14 protein-coding genes and 2 pseudogenes are annotated in these 15,412 nt (G+C 58.4%); 11 read left to right on the top strand and 5 right to left on the bottom strand.

All coding sequences use genetic code 11. From position 1 onward, the window contains the following. Positions 1-57 precede the first annotated feature (57 nt). Both E2K80_RS11900 and E2K80_RS11895 read left to right on the top strand, forming a co-directional pair. Positions 58-393 (top strand): hypothetical protein, encoded by a 336-nt coding sequence (locus tag E2K80_RS11900; protein WP_135375202.1) that lies wholly within the window; start codon positions 58-60, stop codon positions 391-393. A 36-nt stretch (positions 394-429) separates the two neighbouring features. Next, positions 430-1,839, top strand: a complete 1,410-nt coding sequence (locus E2K80_RS11895; protein ID WP_135375201.1) for a PepSY-associated TM helix domain-containing protein — start codon at positions 430-432, stop codon at positions 1,837-1,839. Positions 1,840-1,979: 140 nt separating this feature from the next. Here E2K80_RS11895 and E2K80_RS11890 read toward each other — a convergent pair whose 3' ends face one another. Continuing rightward, on the bottom strand, positions 1,980-2,993 hold the full coding sequence (locus tag E2K80_RS11890; RefSeq protein ID WP_135375200.1) for a LacI family DNA-binding transcriptional regulator: 1,014 nt from the start codon (positions 2,991-2,993) through the stop codon (positions 1,980-1,982). Positions 2,994-3,157: 164 nt separating this feature from the next. On the opposite strand from E2K80_RS11890, the gene E2K80_RS11885 reads away from it, so the two are divergent. From E2K80_RS11885 to E2K80_RS11865, 5 genes and pseudogenes are all read left to right on the top strand, one after another. Further along, on the top strand, positions 3,158-4,351 hold the full coding sequence (locus E2K80_RS11885; RefSeq protein WP_135375199.1) for a CaiB/BaiF CoA transferase family protein: 1,194 nt from the start codon (positions 3,158-3,160) through the stop codon (positions 4,349-4,351). Continuing rightward, positions 4,348-5,139, top strand: coding sequence for an enoyl-CoA hydratase/isomerase family protein (locus E2K80_RS11880; RefSeq protein ID WP_135375198.1), 792 nt, complete (start codon positions 4,348-4,350; stop codon positions 5,137-5,139). Before E2K80_RS11885 ends, E2K80_RS11880 begins: the two co-directional genes overlap by 4 nt. A gap of 7 nt (positions 5,140-5,146) precedes the next feature. Next, positions 5,147-6,100 (top strand): MBL fold metallo-hydrolase, encoded by a 954-nt coding sequence (locus tag E2K80_RS11875; protein WP_238475517.1) that lies wholly within the window; start codon positions 5,147-5,149, stop codon positions 6,098-6,100. After that, positions 6,090-7,046: a 3-hydroxyacyl-CoA dehydrogenase family protein gene (locus tag E2K80_RS11870; protein WP_238475516.1), complete on the top strand. Its 957-nt coding sequence runs from the start codon at positions 6,090-6,092 to the stop codon at positions 7,044-7,046. Before E2K80_RS11875 ends, E2K80_RS11870 begins: the two co-directional genes overlap by 11 nt. Before the next feature lie 121 nt (positions 7,047-7,167). After that, positions 7,168-7,422, top strand: a pseudogene (locus E2K80_RS11865) (IS6 family transposase); the annotation flags it as partial. Between the two features lie 49 nt (positions 7,423-7,471). Here the strand turns inward: E2K80_RS11865 and E2K80_RS11860 are convergent. The 3 genes and pseudogenes from E2K80_RS11860 to E2K80_RS11850 form a co-directional block, all read right to left on the bottom strand. Further along, positions 7,472-7,867 (bottom strand): annotated as a pseudogene (locus E2K80_RS11860) (integrase core domain-containing protein); the annotation flags it as partial. 907 nt (positions 7,868-8,774) lie between these two features. Continuing rightward, positions 8,775-9,398: a hypothetical protein gene (locus tag E2K80_RS11855; RefSeq protein WP_135375196.1), complete on the bottom strand. Its 624-nt coding sequence runs from the start codon at positions 9,396-9,398 to the stop codon at positions 8,775-8,777. Positions 9,399-9,812: 414 nt separating this feature from the next. Then, the gene (locus E2K80_RS11850; RefSeq protein ID WP_135375195.1) at positions 9,813-10,559 is read right to left on the bottom strand and encodes an IclR family transcriptional regulator domain-containing protein; all 747 of its coding nucleotides are present in this window, start codon (positions 10,557-10,559) and stop codon (positions 9,813-9,815) included. Between the two features lie 108 nt (positions 10,560-10,667). Here E2K80_RS11850 and E2K80_RS11845 point away from each other — a divergent pair, with 108 nt between their 5' ends. Genes E2K80_RS11845 through E2K80_RS11830 form a run of 4 tightly spaced genes read left to right on the top strand, consistent with a single transcriptional unit; the run spans position 10,668 to position 14,371 of the window. Continuing rightward, the gene (locus E2K80_RS11845; protein ID WP_238475515.1) at positions 10,668-11,045 is read left to right on the top strand and encodes a Rieske 2Fe-2S domain-containing protein; all 378 of its coding nucleotides are present in this window, start codon (positions 10,668-10,670) and stop codon (positions 11,043-11,045) included. Beyond that, positions 11,038-12,264, top strand: coding sequence for an aromatic ring-hydroxylating dioxygenase subunit alpha (locus tag E2K80_RS11840; RefSeq protein WP_135375193.1), 1,227 nt, complete (start codon positions 11,038-11,040; stop codon positions 12,262-12,264). Before E2K80_RS11845 ends, E2K80_RS11840 begins: the two co-directional genes overlap by 8 nt. Continuing rightward, positions 12,212-13,723 carry a glutamine synthetase family protein gene (locus E2K80_RS11835; protein ID WP_238475514.1) on the top strand — a complete coding sequence of 504 codons (1,512 nt, stop codon included), beginning with the start codon at positions 12,212-12,214 and terminating at the stop codon, positions 13,721-13,723. Before E2K80_RS11840 ends, E2K80_RS11835 begins: the two co-directional genes overlap by 53 nt. Positions 13,724-13,726: 3 nt before the next feature. Beyond that, on the top strand, positions 13,727-14,371 hold the full coding sequence (locus E2K80_RS11830) for a hypothetical protein (RefSeq protein ID WP_135375192.1): 645 nt from the start codon (positions 13,727-13,729) through the stop codon (positions 14,369-14,371). A gap of 22 nt (positions 14,372-14,393) precedes the next feature. Here the strand turns inward: E2K80_RS11830 and E2K80_RS11825 are convergent, their stop codons facing one another. After that, entirely contained in the window at positions 14,394-15,299 is a 906-nt protein-coding gene (locus E2K80_RS11825; RefSeq protein ID WP_168193179.1) for a LysR family transcriptional regulator, read from the bottom strand. Between the last annotated feature and the right edge of the window lie 113 nt (positions 15,300-15,412).

Here is a 15,412-nt window from a genome sequence, read left to right as displayed (position 1 = left end):
CGGATGAGCCAAGCTCGCGCCATATCACCTGTTCGCAGGGCAAGGGGCTTAATCTTGATGTCCTGGCTGTTTGTTCTGCCTTTCATTCTCAGCAGTCTTGTCGCGCCCGGCCTGATGCCTGTGCGCACCGAGGGCGGGATGGTCATTGTCATCTGTTCGGGTGGCGACACGGCGACCATCGTCCTTGGGCCTGATGGTGAGCCTGTCGAGGCGGAAGACAGCAGATGCGCATGGGCCGCCCATGCGCAGTCAATTGACATGGCCGCAGATGACAATGCGGTTTTCCGGAAGACAGAATTTTCCCGGCTTGCCCTGTGGCAACCGGATGTCACGGTCCCTTATTTTGGCGTGCGGCCAGGGCCGCCTGTACGGGGGCCGCCGCAGCACCTCTGATTTTTCACAGACAATATGTAAATCAGAGGACCTATAATGGCTTTGACCGATCAAATCCGCCCCGATACGGGGCCGGCAACCACTGGCGCGCGCGCCAGATTCTATTCAACCGCATGGCGATGGCATTTCTACGCCGGGCTGTATGTCGTCCCGTTTCTGATCATGCTCGCGGTGACAGGGCTTATCATGCTTTACGCGGCGGTTATCGTCGGCCGCGATGGTGAGAAGATCACTGTGATACCACTGGATACCACACTTGCGGTTTCGGCGCAGGCCGAGGCTGCGCAACAGGCCGTCCCGGATGGAGTGCTGGTGCGTTATATGGCGCCACGCTCTGATGATCTGGCGGCGGTGTTCCGTATGGATGTGGCCGATCAGGCGTTGATGGTGGCGGTGGACCCGTATCGCGGCGATGTCCTGTCTGTCGCCCCACGGCGGGATGCGCTGTATGATTTTGTTGCGGATATTCATGGTGAGCTTCTGCTTGGCAGCACGGGCGATTTTCTGATCGAGATTGCGGCCTCGCTTGGGATGGTTCTGATCGCCACGGGGCTATACCTCTGGTGGCCGCGGGGCACCCGGTTGTCGCAGGCACTGGTGCCGCAACTGCGTGCCAGGGGCCGCCGGTGGTGGAAATCAATGCATGCCACAATCGGTGTCTGGAGCGCGCTTTTGCTGGCGGTCTTTCTGGTGTCTGGCCTGTCATGGGCCGGTGTCTGGGGTGGCAAATTCGTGCAGGCCTGGAGCACATTTCCGGCAGAGAAATGGGGCGCACCCCTGTCAGATCTGACCCATGCGGATATGAACCACGGGGATGCGCTGGAAGTGCCCTGGGCACTGGAGCAGACACCGATGCCTGCCTCGGGTTCGCAGGCGGGTGTTGAGGGGCTTGCCCCGGGCATGCCGGTCACCATTGACAGCGTGGTTGCCTTTGCGCGCAGCATTGGTTTCGATCATCGGTTCCAGCTGGACATGCCCCGTGACGAGACAGGCGTCTGGACGATTGCCCGGGATTCGATGAGCAATGACAGCTCTGACCCGACCTCGGACCGGACCGTTCACATTGATCAGTATACCGGGCGTATCCTGGCGGATGTGCGATTTGCCGATTACTCGATATACGGCAAAGGCATGGCGGTCGGCATCGCGTTTCACGAAGGCGATATGGGATTGTGGAACCTGGTGCTGAACACGGTGTTCTGCCTGTCGGTTGTGTTTCTTTGTGTCAGCGGAATCGTGATGTGGTGGATGCGGCGCCCCGCCGGGGCATGGCGGATTGTTGCGCCGCCTTTGCCAAGGAACATACCGTTATGGCGTGGCGCGATGATGGTCGGGCTGGTTCTGGCGATTGTTTTCCCGCTTGCCGGGCTGACGCTTGTCACGGTGTTTCTGATTGACCGGGTGCTGGTGGCCATCGCCCCGGCGGCGAAAGCGCGGCTTTCCTGACACCCAAGACCGCGCGCGTTTTGGCAAGGCGCGCGCCGCAGGACCGGTCACCGTTCTGGCACCTCGCCCGCATGACCCCTTAGTTCGGGGAATGCCCTCCGCTGTCATGCGGGCAGGTTGCAGAATTCTGTGCCGATGCTTTATCGCGCTTTTGGTGCGGCTGTGCTGGATCTGAGGATGATCTGCGGCGCAATCTGATCAACCACCACCATGCCCGATCTGGCCGGGGTGGCGGCGCAGATCTCCTCTACCGCGCGGATACCCAAGGCGCGCAGGGGCATGCGGATCACGGTCAATGCGGGGCGCAGGTAATCGGCCAGCGGCGTGTCGTGGATGGCGATGACGGAAAAATCATGCGGCACGGTCTTTCCGCTATCCTGAAGCTTTGCCAGCACCCCGATCGCACCCACAAAGCTTGAGACCACAACCGCGCTCAGATCGGGTGTTTTGCCAAGCAGGCGAGAGATTGCCTCGGCCCCCTCATCGAACTGATTGCCACCAATTGTGTCCCATCCGGTATCGGGGGCGATGCCCGCTGCGCGCAGGCCCTGTTCCCATCCGGTCTTGCGGCCCTTTGAGAACTGAAGCCTGTCATCCACCCCGATAAAGCCGATCCTGCGATGACCCAGATCCGTCAGATGGGTGGTGGCCATACGCCCGGCCTCCACATCATCAAGATGGATGATCATTGCCTTGTCCGGGTCGCCGGATTGCAGGAACACGGTCGGCACATTGTTGCGCGCGGCGCGCGCCAGAGTCTTGTCAAGCCTTGTATCAGCGCCTTGCAGGATCAGCCCATCGACCCCGCGGCCTGCCACCAGCGTTTCCAGATGCGACCTGCCAAAAGCATCCGAATTTGCCTCTCCCACCAGAATGGTCTTGCCGAACCCCATGGCTGCCTGATGCGCCCCGGCGATGATTTCGGCATAGATCGAATTTGTCAGATCATGGACAACAAGGGCGATCACACCCGTTTTGGCCGATTTGAGGTTCCGGGCCGCCACATTCGGCGCATAATCCATTTCCTCAATCAGCCGCAGCACCCGTTCACGTGTTTCCTTGCTCACACGCAGGGTTTTGTCGCCGTTTACGATGCGGCTGACGATTGCCGGTGAAACCCCGGCGGCACGGGCGATGTCTGCGTTGCTGCTCATGAAAACGCCCCCTGTTCGGAGAGGAAGAATAGCCATCTGTCGGGCGGGTGCAACTGGATGGTAAATCATGTTGCCTGAGTTGGTAAATCGATTTACCATAATAGAGATTTGGGCGTATTTCCACGATTCGCGGGCGGATGCGGGAAGAAGAGAAGGGCAACCTCATGACTGCTGCAATGACGCCGGATGCGCTTGATGGTGTGCGCGTGCTGGATTTCACCCAGATGATGCTGGGCCCGCTATGCACGCAGACTCTGGCCGATCTGGGCGCCGATGTGGTGAAGGTTGAACGCCCGGGCGTTGGCGAATGGATGCGCAAGATGCCGATGCTTGGTGAATTTGTCGGCAGGGATTCCGCGGCCTTCCATTCTTTCAATCGCAACAAACGCTCTGTCGCGGTTGATCTGAAACATCCCGATGGGCGTGCGCTTCTGCTGGAGATCGTCAAGGATTTTGACGTGGTGACCGAGAATTTCCGGGCCGGCGTGATGGACCGGCTTGGCCTTGGATATGAGGATTTCAAAGCCGTCAAACCCGATATCATCTATGCCAGCGGGTCGGGCTGGGGCCAAAACTCGGAACTGGCCAAGCAGAACTGGCCGGGGCAGGATTTGCTGATCCAGGCCATGTCCGGTGTGATGTATAATACCGGGCGGGCCACGGATCAGCCCACGGCCTGTGGCACGCCGATTGCCGATTTCGCGGCCAGCCAGGCGATGGTTTCCGGCATTCTGGCGGCCCTTCTGGCCCGCGCCCGGCACGGGCTTGGGCAGCGGGTGGAGGTTGACCTTTATTCAGCAACCCTGAACCTGATGGCGCAGGAAAACTTCGCGGTTCTCAATCAGGATCTGACGTTGGAACGCTCCAGCGCCGGTGTTGCAACGCCCTGGAATGATGCGCCTTATGGCCCGCACCCGACATCTGATGGCTATGTCGCGATTGCGATGTGTCCGTTGGACAAGCTGGCCATTTTGCTGGACGATCCCGGCATTGCCGGGATGCACGGGTTTCGCGACCGCGATGTGCTGAAACTGCGGATTGATGGCCATAGCGCAAAAATGACCACGGCGGCATTGTTGAAACTGCTGCAATCAGCGGATGTCTGGTGCGCGCCGGTACGCGACAGCCGGGAAGCGATGGATGAACTGGTGGAAACCGGGTCTGACCTGCTGGTCGATCTGGATCATCCCGAGGCAGGGGTGGTGAAGGCGATTGCCTGCCCGATCACCCTGACCGGCACGCCCGCCACACGCAAGGACCCGGCACCGCTTGTGGGGCAGCATACCGATGAGGTTTTGCAGGAACTGATCGGGGGTGCACGCTGTAGCGCGCTGAAAGAGAAAGGCGCGATTGGATGAGCGAGACGCGCCTTCACCCCAATCTTGTGCTGACCCGCAAAGGGGCGATCCATGAATTGCGCGTGGACCGTGAAGAGGCGCTGGGTGCGCTCAATTTCGAGATTATGGAGGCGCTTGGTGCCTATATCACGGAACTTTCCGCCGATACGGAGTGCCGCGCGCTGATCCTGACGGGCACGGGCAAGGGGTTTGTCGCCGGGGCCGATATCACCGGCTATCATGGCGCCTCCCAGGCCGTGTTCGACGCGTTTCAGCGCCGGTCGCGGCAGACCTTTGATGCCATTGCCGTCCTGCCGCAAATCACCATCTGCGCGGTGAATGGCTATGCGCTTGGGGGTGGGTTCGAACTGGCACTGTGCTGCGATTTCATTCTTGTAGCAGAATGCGCAAAACTGGGCCTGCCCGAGATCAAGCTGGGGCTGCTGCCCGGTGGCGGCGGCACACAGCGCCTGCCCAAACTGGTGGGCAGGATGCGGGCCAAGGAAATCCTGCTGTCGGGCCGGTTCATCACCGCATCGGAGGCTGTGGACTATGGTGCTGCCCTTGAGGTGCTGGAGGCTGATGCGCTGCTGCCACGGGCGCGTGACATGGCGGAAATGCTGGTCGCACAGGCGCCTGTGGCGCTCAGCGAGGGCAAGCGGGTTATAGATGACGGGGTCGAGATGCCGCTAAGCGCCGGGCTGACATTCGAACAGCGTGTTCTTGGCGCGCTTTATGCCACCGATGATGCCAAGGAAGGCATCGACGCATTCGTGGGAAAAAGAGACCCGGTCTGGTCGGGAACATGAGGAAGCAATGAGCGAGAAGAGTGTTATCAGCTACCGCAACGGGCCGTTTGCGACCGTCAGCATGGGGCTGCCGGGGGATCATGAGGGCAAGACCGCGACCCGTGTCTTCTTTGTCAAAGGGGCCGAGAAACTGGCCCTGATCGACAGTGGCCTTTACGCCGGATATCCCTCGCTCGAACAGGGGTTCGAGGAACTTGGATATGCCAAATCTGATCTCGACCTGTTGCTGATCACCCATGAACATATGGACCATGTGGGCAATAACGGCCCCCTGAAAGAACAGACCGGCTGCACGATCATCGGACATAAGGGCCGGGCCGACCGCGTGGCCGATAACATGCTGAATGCCAAGACGATTGTACATGCTTTCCCGGAAGGTGAAGATTTTGATCTGAACGTGGAATATCTGGACTGGATGGCCCCGAACGAAGGCCCGCTGGACAGTTTTGTCGCCGATGGCGATATCATTGATCTGGGCGGGGGCGTGAAGCTGGAAGTGGTCGAATGTCTGGGTCATTCGATGTCTGAAATCGGCTTTTTTGAACATTCCACCCAGACCTTGGTGATCGCCGACCCGCTTTTGCCGGTCTTCAATCCGGTGTTGTATCTTTATGAAGACCCCGCCGTGATGCGGGCCACTTTCGACCGGATCGAAGCCTTCATTCGCGAGCGGGATGTGCAAACCGTGATCTTTGCCCATGAAGAGCCACGCACCGGCGCCGATACGTTTGAGTTGATCGACAATTGCCGGGCCCGGGTTGACGGGATCGAAGACAGCATGTTGCGCAATATCAAGGCCAAACCCGGGATCGGTTTTGCCGAATTGCGCGATCTGGTCTGTGACGAGTTTGAAAAGGTGCGCGAATGGCGCGCGCTGGTCAGCATTGATGCAAGCCTGAAAGCGTTTGAAGCCGCAGGCAGGATTCGCCAGGAGAGCGGTGGCTGGGTCCATGCAGGTTAGCGGCATGCCAATGGCGGCGGTGCTGGGCTCCGGCACGATGGGGGCGCAGATTGCGCTGTCTCTGGCGCTTGGCGGCTTTGATATTCGTCTGTGGGGCCGCCGGGCAGAGGCATTGCCCGATGCGATGGACCGGGTTGGCGCGGCCTTTGATTTCCTGGCCGAGGCGGGATTGGCAGAGCCGGGCAACCGGCCGTTGGTCCTGTCGCGGATCAAGGCGACATCTGATCTGGAAGAGGCGGTTTGCGACGCAGGGTTTGTGATCGAAGCCGTTGCAGAAGACATTGCCGTGAAACAAAGCCTGCTTGGCGCCGCAGAAACCCATGCCGCATCAGATGCTGTGCTGTCTTCCACCACGTCGGCGCTTAGCGCGACTGAAATCCAGTCCTCTCTCGCCCGGCCTGACCGGTTTTGCGTCGCCCATTACGCGCAGCCTGCGCATCTTGTGGAACTGGTTGAAGTGGTTCCGGGACAACAGACTGCCGCCGGAGTAACCGAATTTGTAACCCGGCTTCTGACCGATACGGGAAAGACCCCGGTGCTGTGCCCGGATATCCCCGGGTTCCTTTGGGCCCGGATACAGCATGCGGTGTTACGTGAATTTGCCTCGCTTGTGGGGCAGGGGCTGGTCACGGCAGAGGCATGTGACACCATTCTGAAGGTTGGCTATGCCTCGCGTCTGCCCGCGATGGGGGCTTTTGAACATGCTGATCTGGCCGGGCTGGACCTGATCAATTCAGCCGCCGCAAAGGCCGTCTGGGCAGATTTGTCGAATGTCATGGATCCGGGCGATACGCCTGTGGGGGAGCTTTATGAACAGGGCCATCTGGGCATGGAATCGGGGCACGGGTTCTATGATTGGACCCAACGCGATCCCGGGACGTTCAGGATGCAGCGTGATGCCGAAATCATCCGCCGTATCAAGATCAGGCGGCAGGACGCAGGTTAGGAGTGTATTCTTAAGGGTACTTTTGAGTGCAAAGAATATATTTTGTATACAAATAATGATAAGGCCGGGACTTTTTCATAAAACGGTCTATTGGATCAGGTGGTGAGGAAAGAGGCCCACAATGACCCGTAAGCATCCCTTCAAGCGCCACCGTTTTCCAGCCGTCATTATTCTTTGTGCGGTTCGTATGTACCTTCGCTATTCCCTTTCTTATCAGGATACGGCTGATTTGCTTGCCGAGCGCGGCGTGTATGTTGACCGATCAACTCTCTATCGTTGGGTGCGTAAGTTCGGACCCCAGATAGCCAATGGTATTGAAAGGCGCCGCCAGTGGGTTGGCCTGAACTGGCATGTTGACGAAACGTATCTCCGGGTTGTCCCGGCAGTCACACTGTTTGACCTGCTCCCCTGTGAGCCCGCGTTTTTCAGTTAGCTCTGTTCAGGTTTTGGTCCTCGCTTGACCGTTGGTGATACTCCCACGGGATGAGCCCGTCGAGGCTCGAATGTGGGCGGTTGTGATTGTAGTCGTTTCGCCATGCCGCAATTAAGTGGCAGGCATTGCGGAGCGACGGGAACAAGTGTTCGTTCAAACATTCTTCGCGCATCCGACCGTTGAAGCTTTCGACGAGGCCGTTCTGCATGGGCTTGCCTGGCGCGATGTAGTGCCAGCCGACCTTGCGATCCTCTTGCCACTTCAGCATCGCGTTGGAGGTCAGCTCCGTCCCGTTGTCTGAGACCACCAAGCACGGATACCCGCGCAACTCGGCAATCCGGTCCAGTTCACGGGCGACACGCGCACCGCCAATGGATGTGTCCACGACAAATTCCTGGATGAGCGTTTCTGCTTCATCTCGCTGGCCGTTCTGTAAGAGGTCGTTTACGCGATACGCGGTGAGGCCGATTGCTGCGACATCCCCTGCGAACCCAATACGATCCAAAACCTCAAGACCCACCATAACGCCTGCAAAGGAGGATAGTGGAAGTCCATTCGTATTTGCATAGTCGATGGTCTCCTGGGCCGATTCATAAAAGAAGTTACCATTTGTAGAAATACCGGATTCGTTAAAATATGAATCCAAAGAATCCGGCGTTATGTGTCCAGATGTAGCAGCATCCGCGAGCAAGAAACTAACACTGTCAGGATACGCACCCTGAACTGCATCGAACACCGACGACATGTCTCCGGAATCAAGCACTCCGTGTAATTCACTTACAGAAATCCCGTTGATCGATGTGACATCCGGATTATTTAGCAGAGCCTCAAGCTCAACTTGTCCAAATGCGCTGTCCATAGAACCGTTGGGAATAACCGCGTAAACATCTCCGGATACCGAAGCCGCGTAGTTCTGCGAAACCTGGCCAAAAAGCGATGCATCGCTTCGACCATTTATAGCCGAGCCAACGTCCGTGTAGTCGTTCAGGGAACCATGGGCACCAATGGTGTCTTGGATAGCGTCTGCAACGGCTTGGGTGCTAAGAAATTCAGCCGCTTCCGTGAGTTGAATATGACTGTATGGCCCTCCATCTCTAACAAGGCTATCCAACAAACCGCTAGCGCTGTCACTGATCGGGCTGGAGAACAGGCCTGTCGATCCCGCGTCAATTGAAGATGACAGACCGTTAACGGCCTGATTGAAAAAATCCTGGGTCAATGCAACGCCGCTAGAGTTGGCCTGCGCGACCTCTTGTAAAACTGAATTCAGATCAGAAAAATCCACATGTGAATAATCAGCCACCGACAAAATACCCATTTTTCATTTTGATCTCCAAATCTTCAGAAAAGATCACAATCGCTTCCGTTTCATGCCCATAAAGTTGTCTGTTTAGTGATGGGCTGTCGTATTTTGACAGGGCTTCTTGAACAAAGTTACATGCTCTGTCTTGCTGCTCGCGGCTCTTGAATTTTGAGGCATTGGTCAAAATTTGATATCGCTCTTCGTAAGGGCGGTCTACGTTATGAATTCGGTCCGAGATGTTTGTGCAAAACCTCAATGGAAAGCCAATATCTTCAATATTCCAAATTGTCTTCTTGCCTTCCGTTCTGGGCATAAAACCGTAAGGTTCGCCATCTTTAAGTGAAAACTGAATTCGCAGACCATCAATGAAAACGTACATGAAATACCTCGGAGTGCCCCCGGCGGTCATATGTACTAACTGAATGTAGAGGTTTGGATCAGACGTAGCGATCCGACTTGTATCGGCATCTGCCCAAAACTCGCCACCGCTGGACATCGGGTATCTTTTTACGAGCTTTGGATCATACTGGATGTGCTTGGTATGCGACCCAGGGCTTTCATAGTAACGATGGTCGTCGAAATATCTATAATTAATACGCGTATCTTGCATTTTCACCACAATTCCTGGGATTGGGCTGGCTCAGTATTATGCTGAATGCTCGCGTCCCTAAATTCACGCTGGTGTATTAGGGTTTCTGGTGTAGAAAAATATTCTTTTGCGCTCATGTCAAGCTTGAATCTTGTCCATTTTCAATCAGCCATTTCAGCGCTCCCGCTCATCTGCCTGACGCTCATCCCTAGGCTAAATGAGCACTTGGGGCGGCACAAAAACGCTACAGGTCCAAAGGCATTCACTCGCCGTGAGGCACAACCTTTGGGTTGTTTTGAAAGCGGTGGCCTATTTTCCCCTGCTTCGTCTGAGCCTGCATCGCAAGGATTGAGAACCATATGGTTTGATGATCCCAGATGTCAGGCAGCGGAGTAGGTTGGAAAATCCTCCTGCTTTAGTATCCACGCCTCATGCATCGCACTACGCTCTCAGGCTCATGGCTGTGCGCCGGAGGATGTCGAGAACCCGATCGACCTCTTCCTCCTTTCTGAAGTGGTCAACAGAGGCGGTCGTTGACAGGACGGCCTGCGTTTCTCCGATATTGCGGATGGGAACGGCAATTCCTGAAGCGCCCTGTTCGAATTCGCTGGTCGACAGGACGTAGCCATGCTGTGCCGCAGCTTCCACCTTTGCGCGAATGGACGCCAGATCCATATCGGTCGCGTCGGTGTAGCGATAAAGCCGGCAGGCCTGAATGATGTCCTCACGCTGCGGGGCGGGATACCCGGCCAATAACATACGTCCGACCGCAGTCGGGAGAAGCGGCAGGGCGCTGCCGATGGAGAAGCCCAATGACATGCGCGCAGACGCCACCGCCGAGCGTGCGATATAAACCGCCCGCGTGCCTTCCATAACAGAGACGGCAAGTTCGCCGCGAAGTTCTTCTGCAAATTGATTGAGGACAGGTTGAATAGACATCCCGATCGCGTGGGACGTCAGGTAACCACCGGCGACGGCGACAATCTTGGGGGTCAGGCGGAACGTCTGATTTTGCCGCGTCAGATACCCTGCTTCTTCCAGGGCCAGACACAGGCGCCGGACGGTGGAACGGTCGAATTCGGTAAGCCGGGCGATCTCGGCCATCGTAAGGTCAGTGCGCCCTGTCTCAAAACTGTCCAGAACGCGGAGGCCTTTGACGAAGGTTGATGCCGTGTCGCTCGCGTTCATCTTGACCCGCTTTCCGAAGTGCCTTACGTTCCATAAGGGAACATTAGTTCGTATATCGAACGTATGGGAGAAGATCAAGAAGCGATGACGACGGCCGAGGGGACCGATATGCCAGTCGACAGCAACGGGTGGACGCCGATCGCGGCCAGCGTCGATCTGGATGGCGAGCGCGCCGTTTTGCCGGTTTCGCTTGGCGGTGATCGCTATGTGTTGTTCCGGGATGATGAGGGCCAGCTGGGACTGATCGGCCGCAACTGCCCCCATCGCGGCGCGGATCTTTGTTTTGGACGGCTTGAGGATAACGGATTACGCTGCCCCTTTCATGGCTGGCACTTTGACCGGACGGGACAATGCGTCGAACAGCCAGCAGAGCCGGAGGGGTCGAAAATGCACACGCAGATCAAGGTGCCGATGGTGCCGGTCCGTGAGGTCGACGGCGCGATCTTTGCACAGGTTGCGCCACAGGAGGTGAACGCCAATGATTAGCCAGCAACTTAATGATCAAATCACCCGGATCGGCCCTGACACGGCGGCAGGCAGCGTGCTGCGCCGCTACTGGCAGCCTGCGGCGCTGAGCGATGAGCTGCAGGGGTCGTTTCCCGTGCCGGTCAACCTGCTGGGGGAGCGTTTGGCCCTTATCCGCGACGGTGACGAAACGCTGAGCCTCGTGACCCGAGAGGCGGACCCGTCCGAGGCCGCGGCTCATTACCCCGACAGCGCGGATATCGTGGTGAAACCCGACGGCCCGCGCTACCCGGTGTTTGAGCAAAAGGGCGTGGTCTTCGCCTATCTCGGCCCCGATGAGCCTCCCGCCTTCCCAGGTTTCGACTGTTTCCGCGCGCCCGATACCCATGTGTTTGCGTTCAAGGGCCTGTGGGAGTGCAATTGGCTGCAAGCGCTGGAGATTGGGATCGACCCGGCCCATGCCTCCTTCCTGCACCGTTTCTTGGAGGATGAAGATCCCGCCGACAGCTACGGCAAACAGTTCCGCGACAAGGCGGCAGAGACCAACATGCCGATGACGCAGGTCCTGCGCGAATACCCGCGCCCCGAGATCAAGGTCGATGAAACCGATTACGGCCTGAAGATCACCGCGCTGCGCCATATGGAGAACGCGTTGACCCATGTGCGCGTGACCAACCAGATCTTTCCCGAAGCGATCTGTATTCCGATGTCGCGCGAGATGACGATCACACAATGGCACGTCCCGATTGATGATGAACATTGCTATTGGTTCACGATTTTCACCAGCTTCAAGACCCCCATCGACAAGACGCGGATGCGCGAACAAAGGCTGCTGGAACACCGGCTGCCCGACTATGCGCCGTTGAAGAACCACAGCAACAATTACCACTACGACCCGGCGGAACAGGCATCGGTGACCTATACGGGCATGGGGCTTGATATCAACGTCCATGACCAGTGGGCAGTTGAAGGGATGGGCGCTATTCAGGACAGGACGCAAGAACACCTTGGGCGCAGTGATGTCGCGATCATCCGCTACAGGCGCATGTTGCGTCAAGCGATCAAGAGCGTTCAGGACGGTGACGTGCAGAGCCTGCCGATGCGGGGCAGCGGCGATGTCGCGCGCATCAGGGGGCCGTTGTCGAACGACGCGATTGCCTCAACCGGGGATTGGCAATCGGCCAGCCATGCCGCCGACCTTGCGCGCCGGGCGGATTGCCCGTGGGATGCGTCTGTCTGAGATGGCGGGGAACACGACAGATTTCGCGCAGGCCCTGACCCGCGCGGGCCACTACGATGTGGCCGATATAGAGCGCGCAGAGGAGGTTCTGGCCTCGGTTTCCGAGGTGGGGTTGGAGACTGTCCGCATCCTGTTTTCAGATCAGCACGGTATTCTGCGCGGCAAGACAATTGTCGCTGCTGCGCTGGCCTCGGCCTTCAAATCCGGTATCGGGGTGCCCTCTACCTTGCTGTTGAAGGACACTGCGCACAAAACGGTGTTTCCGGTTTGGACCGGCGGGCTTTCCATCGCCGATCAACCCTTTGGCGGCGCGGGCGATGTCATCCTACGGCCCGATCCGGCACGGTTCTTTCCACTGCCCTGGTCGCCCCATTCCGCGATCTTGCTATGCGATGTGTTCCACCGCTCCGGCGCGCCGGTTTCCTTTTCCTCCGGGGCGGTTCTGGCCAATGCGGTGGGCAAGCTGGACGCGGCGGGGTTCCGCGCGATTTTCGGGCTGGAGGTGGAATTTCAGGTGTTCGAATGCCTGGACCCCGCGCTTGGCCACGCGGCAGCCACCATGCCGCCTGCCCCGGTTCAGACCCGCAACCTGACGCAGGGCTATAAGTATCTGACCGAGACGCGCTATGCGGAGGTGGAGGATCTTCTCGATCACCTGCGCCGCATGGCGGAGGGTCTTGGGCTGCACCCCCGGTCGATGGAAATCGAAATGGGGCCAAGCCAGTTCGAGTTCACCTTCGAGCCATCAGACCCGGTAACCCAGGCCGACCGCTTTGTGCTGTTCCGCACGATGGTCAAGGAGGTCTGTCACATTCGCGGGCTGCACGCGAGCTTCATGGCCAAGCCCGTGCTGCCGAACGCGGTGGCGAATGGCTGGCATATCCACCAATCGCTTCTTGATAAGGCCACGGGCAAGGCGCTGTTTTGTCCCGACACGCCGGGGGAGTTGACCACGCCCGCAAGCGGCTGGATCGCCGGGATCCTGAAACACGCCGCTGCCTTTTGCTTGCTGACCAATCCCACAGTGAACAGCTACAAACGGTTCCAACCGTTCCAGCTTGCCCCGAATGCCGTGCAATGGGGGCAGGACAATCGTGGCGCGATGCTGCGTGCGTTGCTGACCGCCGGTGATCCCGCGTCGCGGGTCGAGAACCGGGTGGCGGATACATCGGCAAATCCCCACTACGCCTTCGCGGCCCAGATCCTGTCGGGCCTGGAAGGTATCCAAAGTGGCGATACCCCGCCACCTGCCAGCGAAGACCCTTACAATGATGCAGCAGAGCCCCTTCCGCGCAGCCTGATCGCTGCGGTCGAAGCATTCGGGAGCAGTGCCTATTTGCGGAGTGCCATGGGCGATGCCGTCGTGGACTACATCGTGACTTTGAAGCGCGCGGAATGGGATCGCTATATCTCGGCCCTGTCCGAGTGGGAGCAGCAAGAGTATTTCGGGCTATTCTAGGCCATGACGGCGCCGGGCCAGATCCAGATCACAACGGTCAATGGCCGCCTCTTCGAGGACACCATCGACGGGTACTTCCCGCTGATGGTGTCGCTGTCCCAGATGATGGAGCGAAACGGCTTCAGCTCCGCGTTTGTCCTGATGTCCCATGCACCGATGGCGGTGTTTCCGAACTTGCCCGATGATGCCCCCGTTCCGCTCAACATCAGGGCAGGTCAGGCCGGTCTGATCGATGAGGTGACTTTGTGGCTGCATCAATCTGGCGGCACGCTGGAGGTGTTTGGAAACGGCTCCTGGCGATGGCTGGAAGATGATGGCTCAGACAAGGGGGGGCAGCTTGATCCGATGGTCCGATTGGCCGAACCGGCCTTCCTGTGGGGGATCGGATTGCCCGCCGACCCCGCCGTGCAAGGCTCCGGTATGGTGTCGGTTCATCTGGCGCCTGAGAAGGGGCAAGGTCTTACGGATGTGCAGACCCAATTGGGCTGGTCAGCCCTGCGGATATGGGGGCCGATCCCAAGTGCCGCAGGGATCGCCGCGACGGATACGCCGGTGCATCTGACCTTTGGGCGTTCTGTTTCAAAGACTGCGCGGCCTGAGCTGCGCCCCGGCCAATACGTCTTGTCCCGCTCCGAGCCCGGGACCTAGAGTGAAATCGTTTTGTTCTGCTCTAGGGTCCTGACCCTAGATGGTTGCCGTCACAGCGGCACCGCCCCCGGTGGCACATGCGTCTTCGCGATGTCCTGGAAGGCAGAGGCTGCAGGCGACAGGGCGTGATCCGACCGAAAGTAGACCATGAAATCCTGCGCAACCGGCGGGTCGCCGAAATCATGGAACGCGACCTTGAACTGGGGGCGAACACCTCTGCGTAGGAGGGGGCGGCGGTCGCGAAATTACCGGTGCCGACCATCGCGAGCGCGGGGATCAGACTGCGCACACGCACCGATCCGCAATTTTTCGTCCAGCTATGATGTCTGAGGGTGCGCTCCAACAGAATGTCGAACTCATCAGAATAGTGAATCCACTGATGCGGGTGTTCGGTCTTGGCCGCTGAGCCTGCCGCGGTAACCAGACGGATTGGCACGCTCCATAGGGGTGATTTTTCGACATCCGGCAGGTGGCTGCGCGCGGGTCCGATCCCGATCTCGGCCTCATTGGCGGCGACGGTATCCACGATCCGGTCGCCCACGGAATCCATGATTTCCAGGGTGATGCCGGGATGCCGGGTCCGGTAAATGTCAAGAATCTCGGGCAGCCACGTCGCCGCCAGCACTTGCGTCAGGGCCAATCGCAGGGTGCCACTGCTAAGCGACCGCAAACCCTGTGCCGCATCCTGCACACCATCAAGATCTGCCATGACCCGTGCGAAAATAGGGCGCAGTTCGGCGCCGAATTCGGTCAATATCACGCCGCGCCCGGTCCGGACGAACAACGCCAGCCCCAGCGTGTCTTCAAGTTGCCGCACCAACATGCTGACAGCCGATTGCGTCAGGTTCACCTGCTCCGCCGCTGCCGTAAAGCTCTGCAACTCGGCGACGGCGGCAAAGGCGCGGATCTGGCGGACCGTGATCTTCATCAGTTTCCCTGATGGCTGAGCGAGATATATTTGTTTGCCTTTTGCCATGCGAGATCGAATAGTCAACCTTGTTCGCGACCGCATCACATATGCATTTTCCGAAGAGCTGGGAG

Origin of the sequence: Rhodophyticola sp. CCM32 (genome assembly GCF_004751985.1) — a bacterium.
GTDB lineage: Bacteria > Pseudomonadota > Alphaproteobacteria > Rhodobacterales > Rhodobacteraceae > Rhodophyticola.
Note: the sequence above shows the minus strand (reverse complement) of the source record. Positions and strands in the feature narration are given on the sequence as shown.

Coding starts and splice junctions, on each gene's coding strand:
- E2K80_RS11900 (WP_135375202.1), top strand. CDS start 58: ATGTCCTGGCTGTTTGTTCTGCCTTTCATTCTCAGCAGTCTTGTCGCG.
- E2K80_RS11895 (WP_135375201.1), top strand. CDS start 430: ATGGCTTTGACCGATCAAATCCGCCCCGATACGGGGCCGGCAACCACT.
- E2K80_RS11890 (WP_135375200.1), bottom strand. CDS start 2,993: ATGAGCAGCAACGCAGACATCGCCCGTGCCGCCGGGGTTTCACCGGCA.
- E2K80_RS11885 (WP_135375199.1), top strand. CDS start 3,158: ATGACTGCTGCAATGACGCCGGATGCGCTTGATGGTGTGCGCGTGCTG.
- E2K80_RS11880 (WP_135375198.1), top strand. CDS start 4,348: ATGAGCGAGACGCGCCTTCACCCCAATCTTGTGCTGACCCGCAAAGGG.
- E2K80_RS11875 (WP_238475517.1), top strand. CDS start 5,147: ATGAGCGAGAAGAGTGTTATCAGCTACCGCAACGGGCCGTTTGCGACC.
- E2K80_RS11870 (WP_238475516.1), top strand. CDS start 6,090: ATGCAGGTTAGCGGCATGCCAATGGCGGCGGTGCTGGGCTCCGGCACG.
- E2K80_RS11850 (WP_135375195.1), bottom strand. CDS start 10,559: ATGAACGCGAGCGACACGGCATCAACCTTCGTCAAAGGCCTCCGCGTT.
- E2K80_RS11845 (WP_238475515.1), top strand. CDS start 10,668: ATGCCAGTCGACAGCAACGGGTGGACGCCGATCGCGGCCAGCGTCGAT.
- E2K80_RS11840 (WP_135375193.1), top strand. CDS start 11,038: ATGATTAGCCAGCAACTTAATGATCAAATCACCCGGATCGGCCCTGAC.
- E2K80_RS11835 (WP_238475514.1), top strand. CDS start 12,212: ATGCCGCCGACCTTGCGCGCCGGGCGGATTGCCCGTGGGATGCGTCTG.
- E2K80_RS11830 (WP_135375192.1), top strand. CDS start 13,727: ATGACGGCGCCGGGCCAGATCCAGATCACAACGGTCAATGGCCGCCTC.
- E2K80_RS11825 (WP_168193179.1), bottom strand. CDS start 15,299: ATGAAGATCACGGTCCGCCAGATCCGCGCCTTTGCCGCCGTCGCCGAG.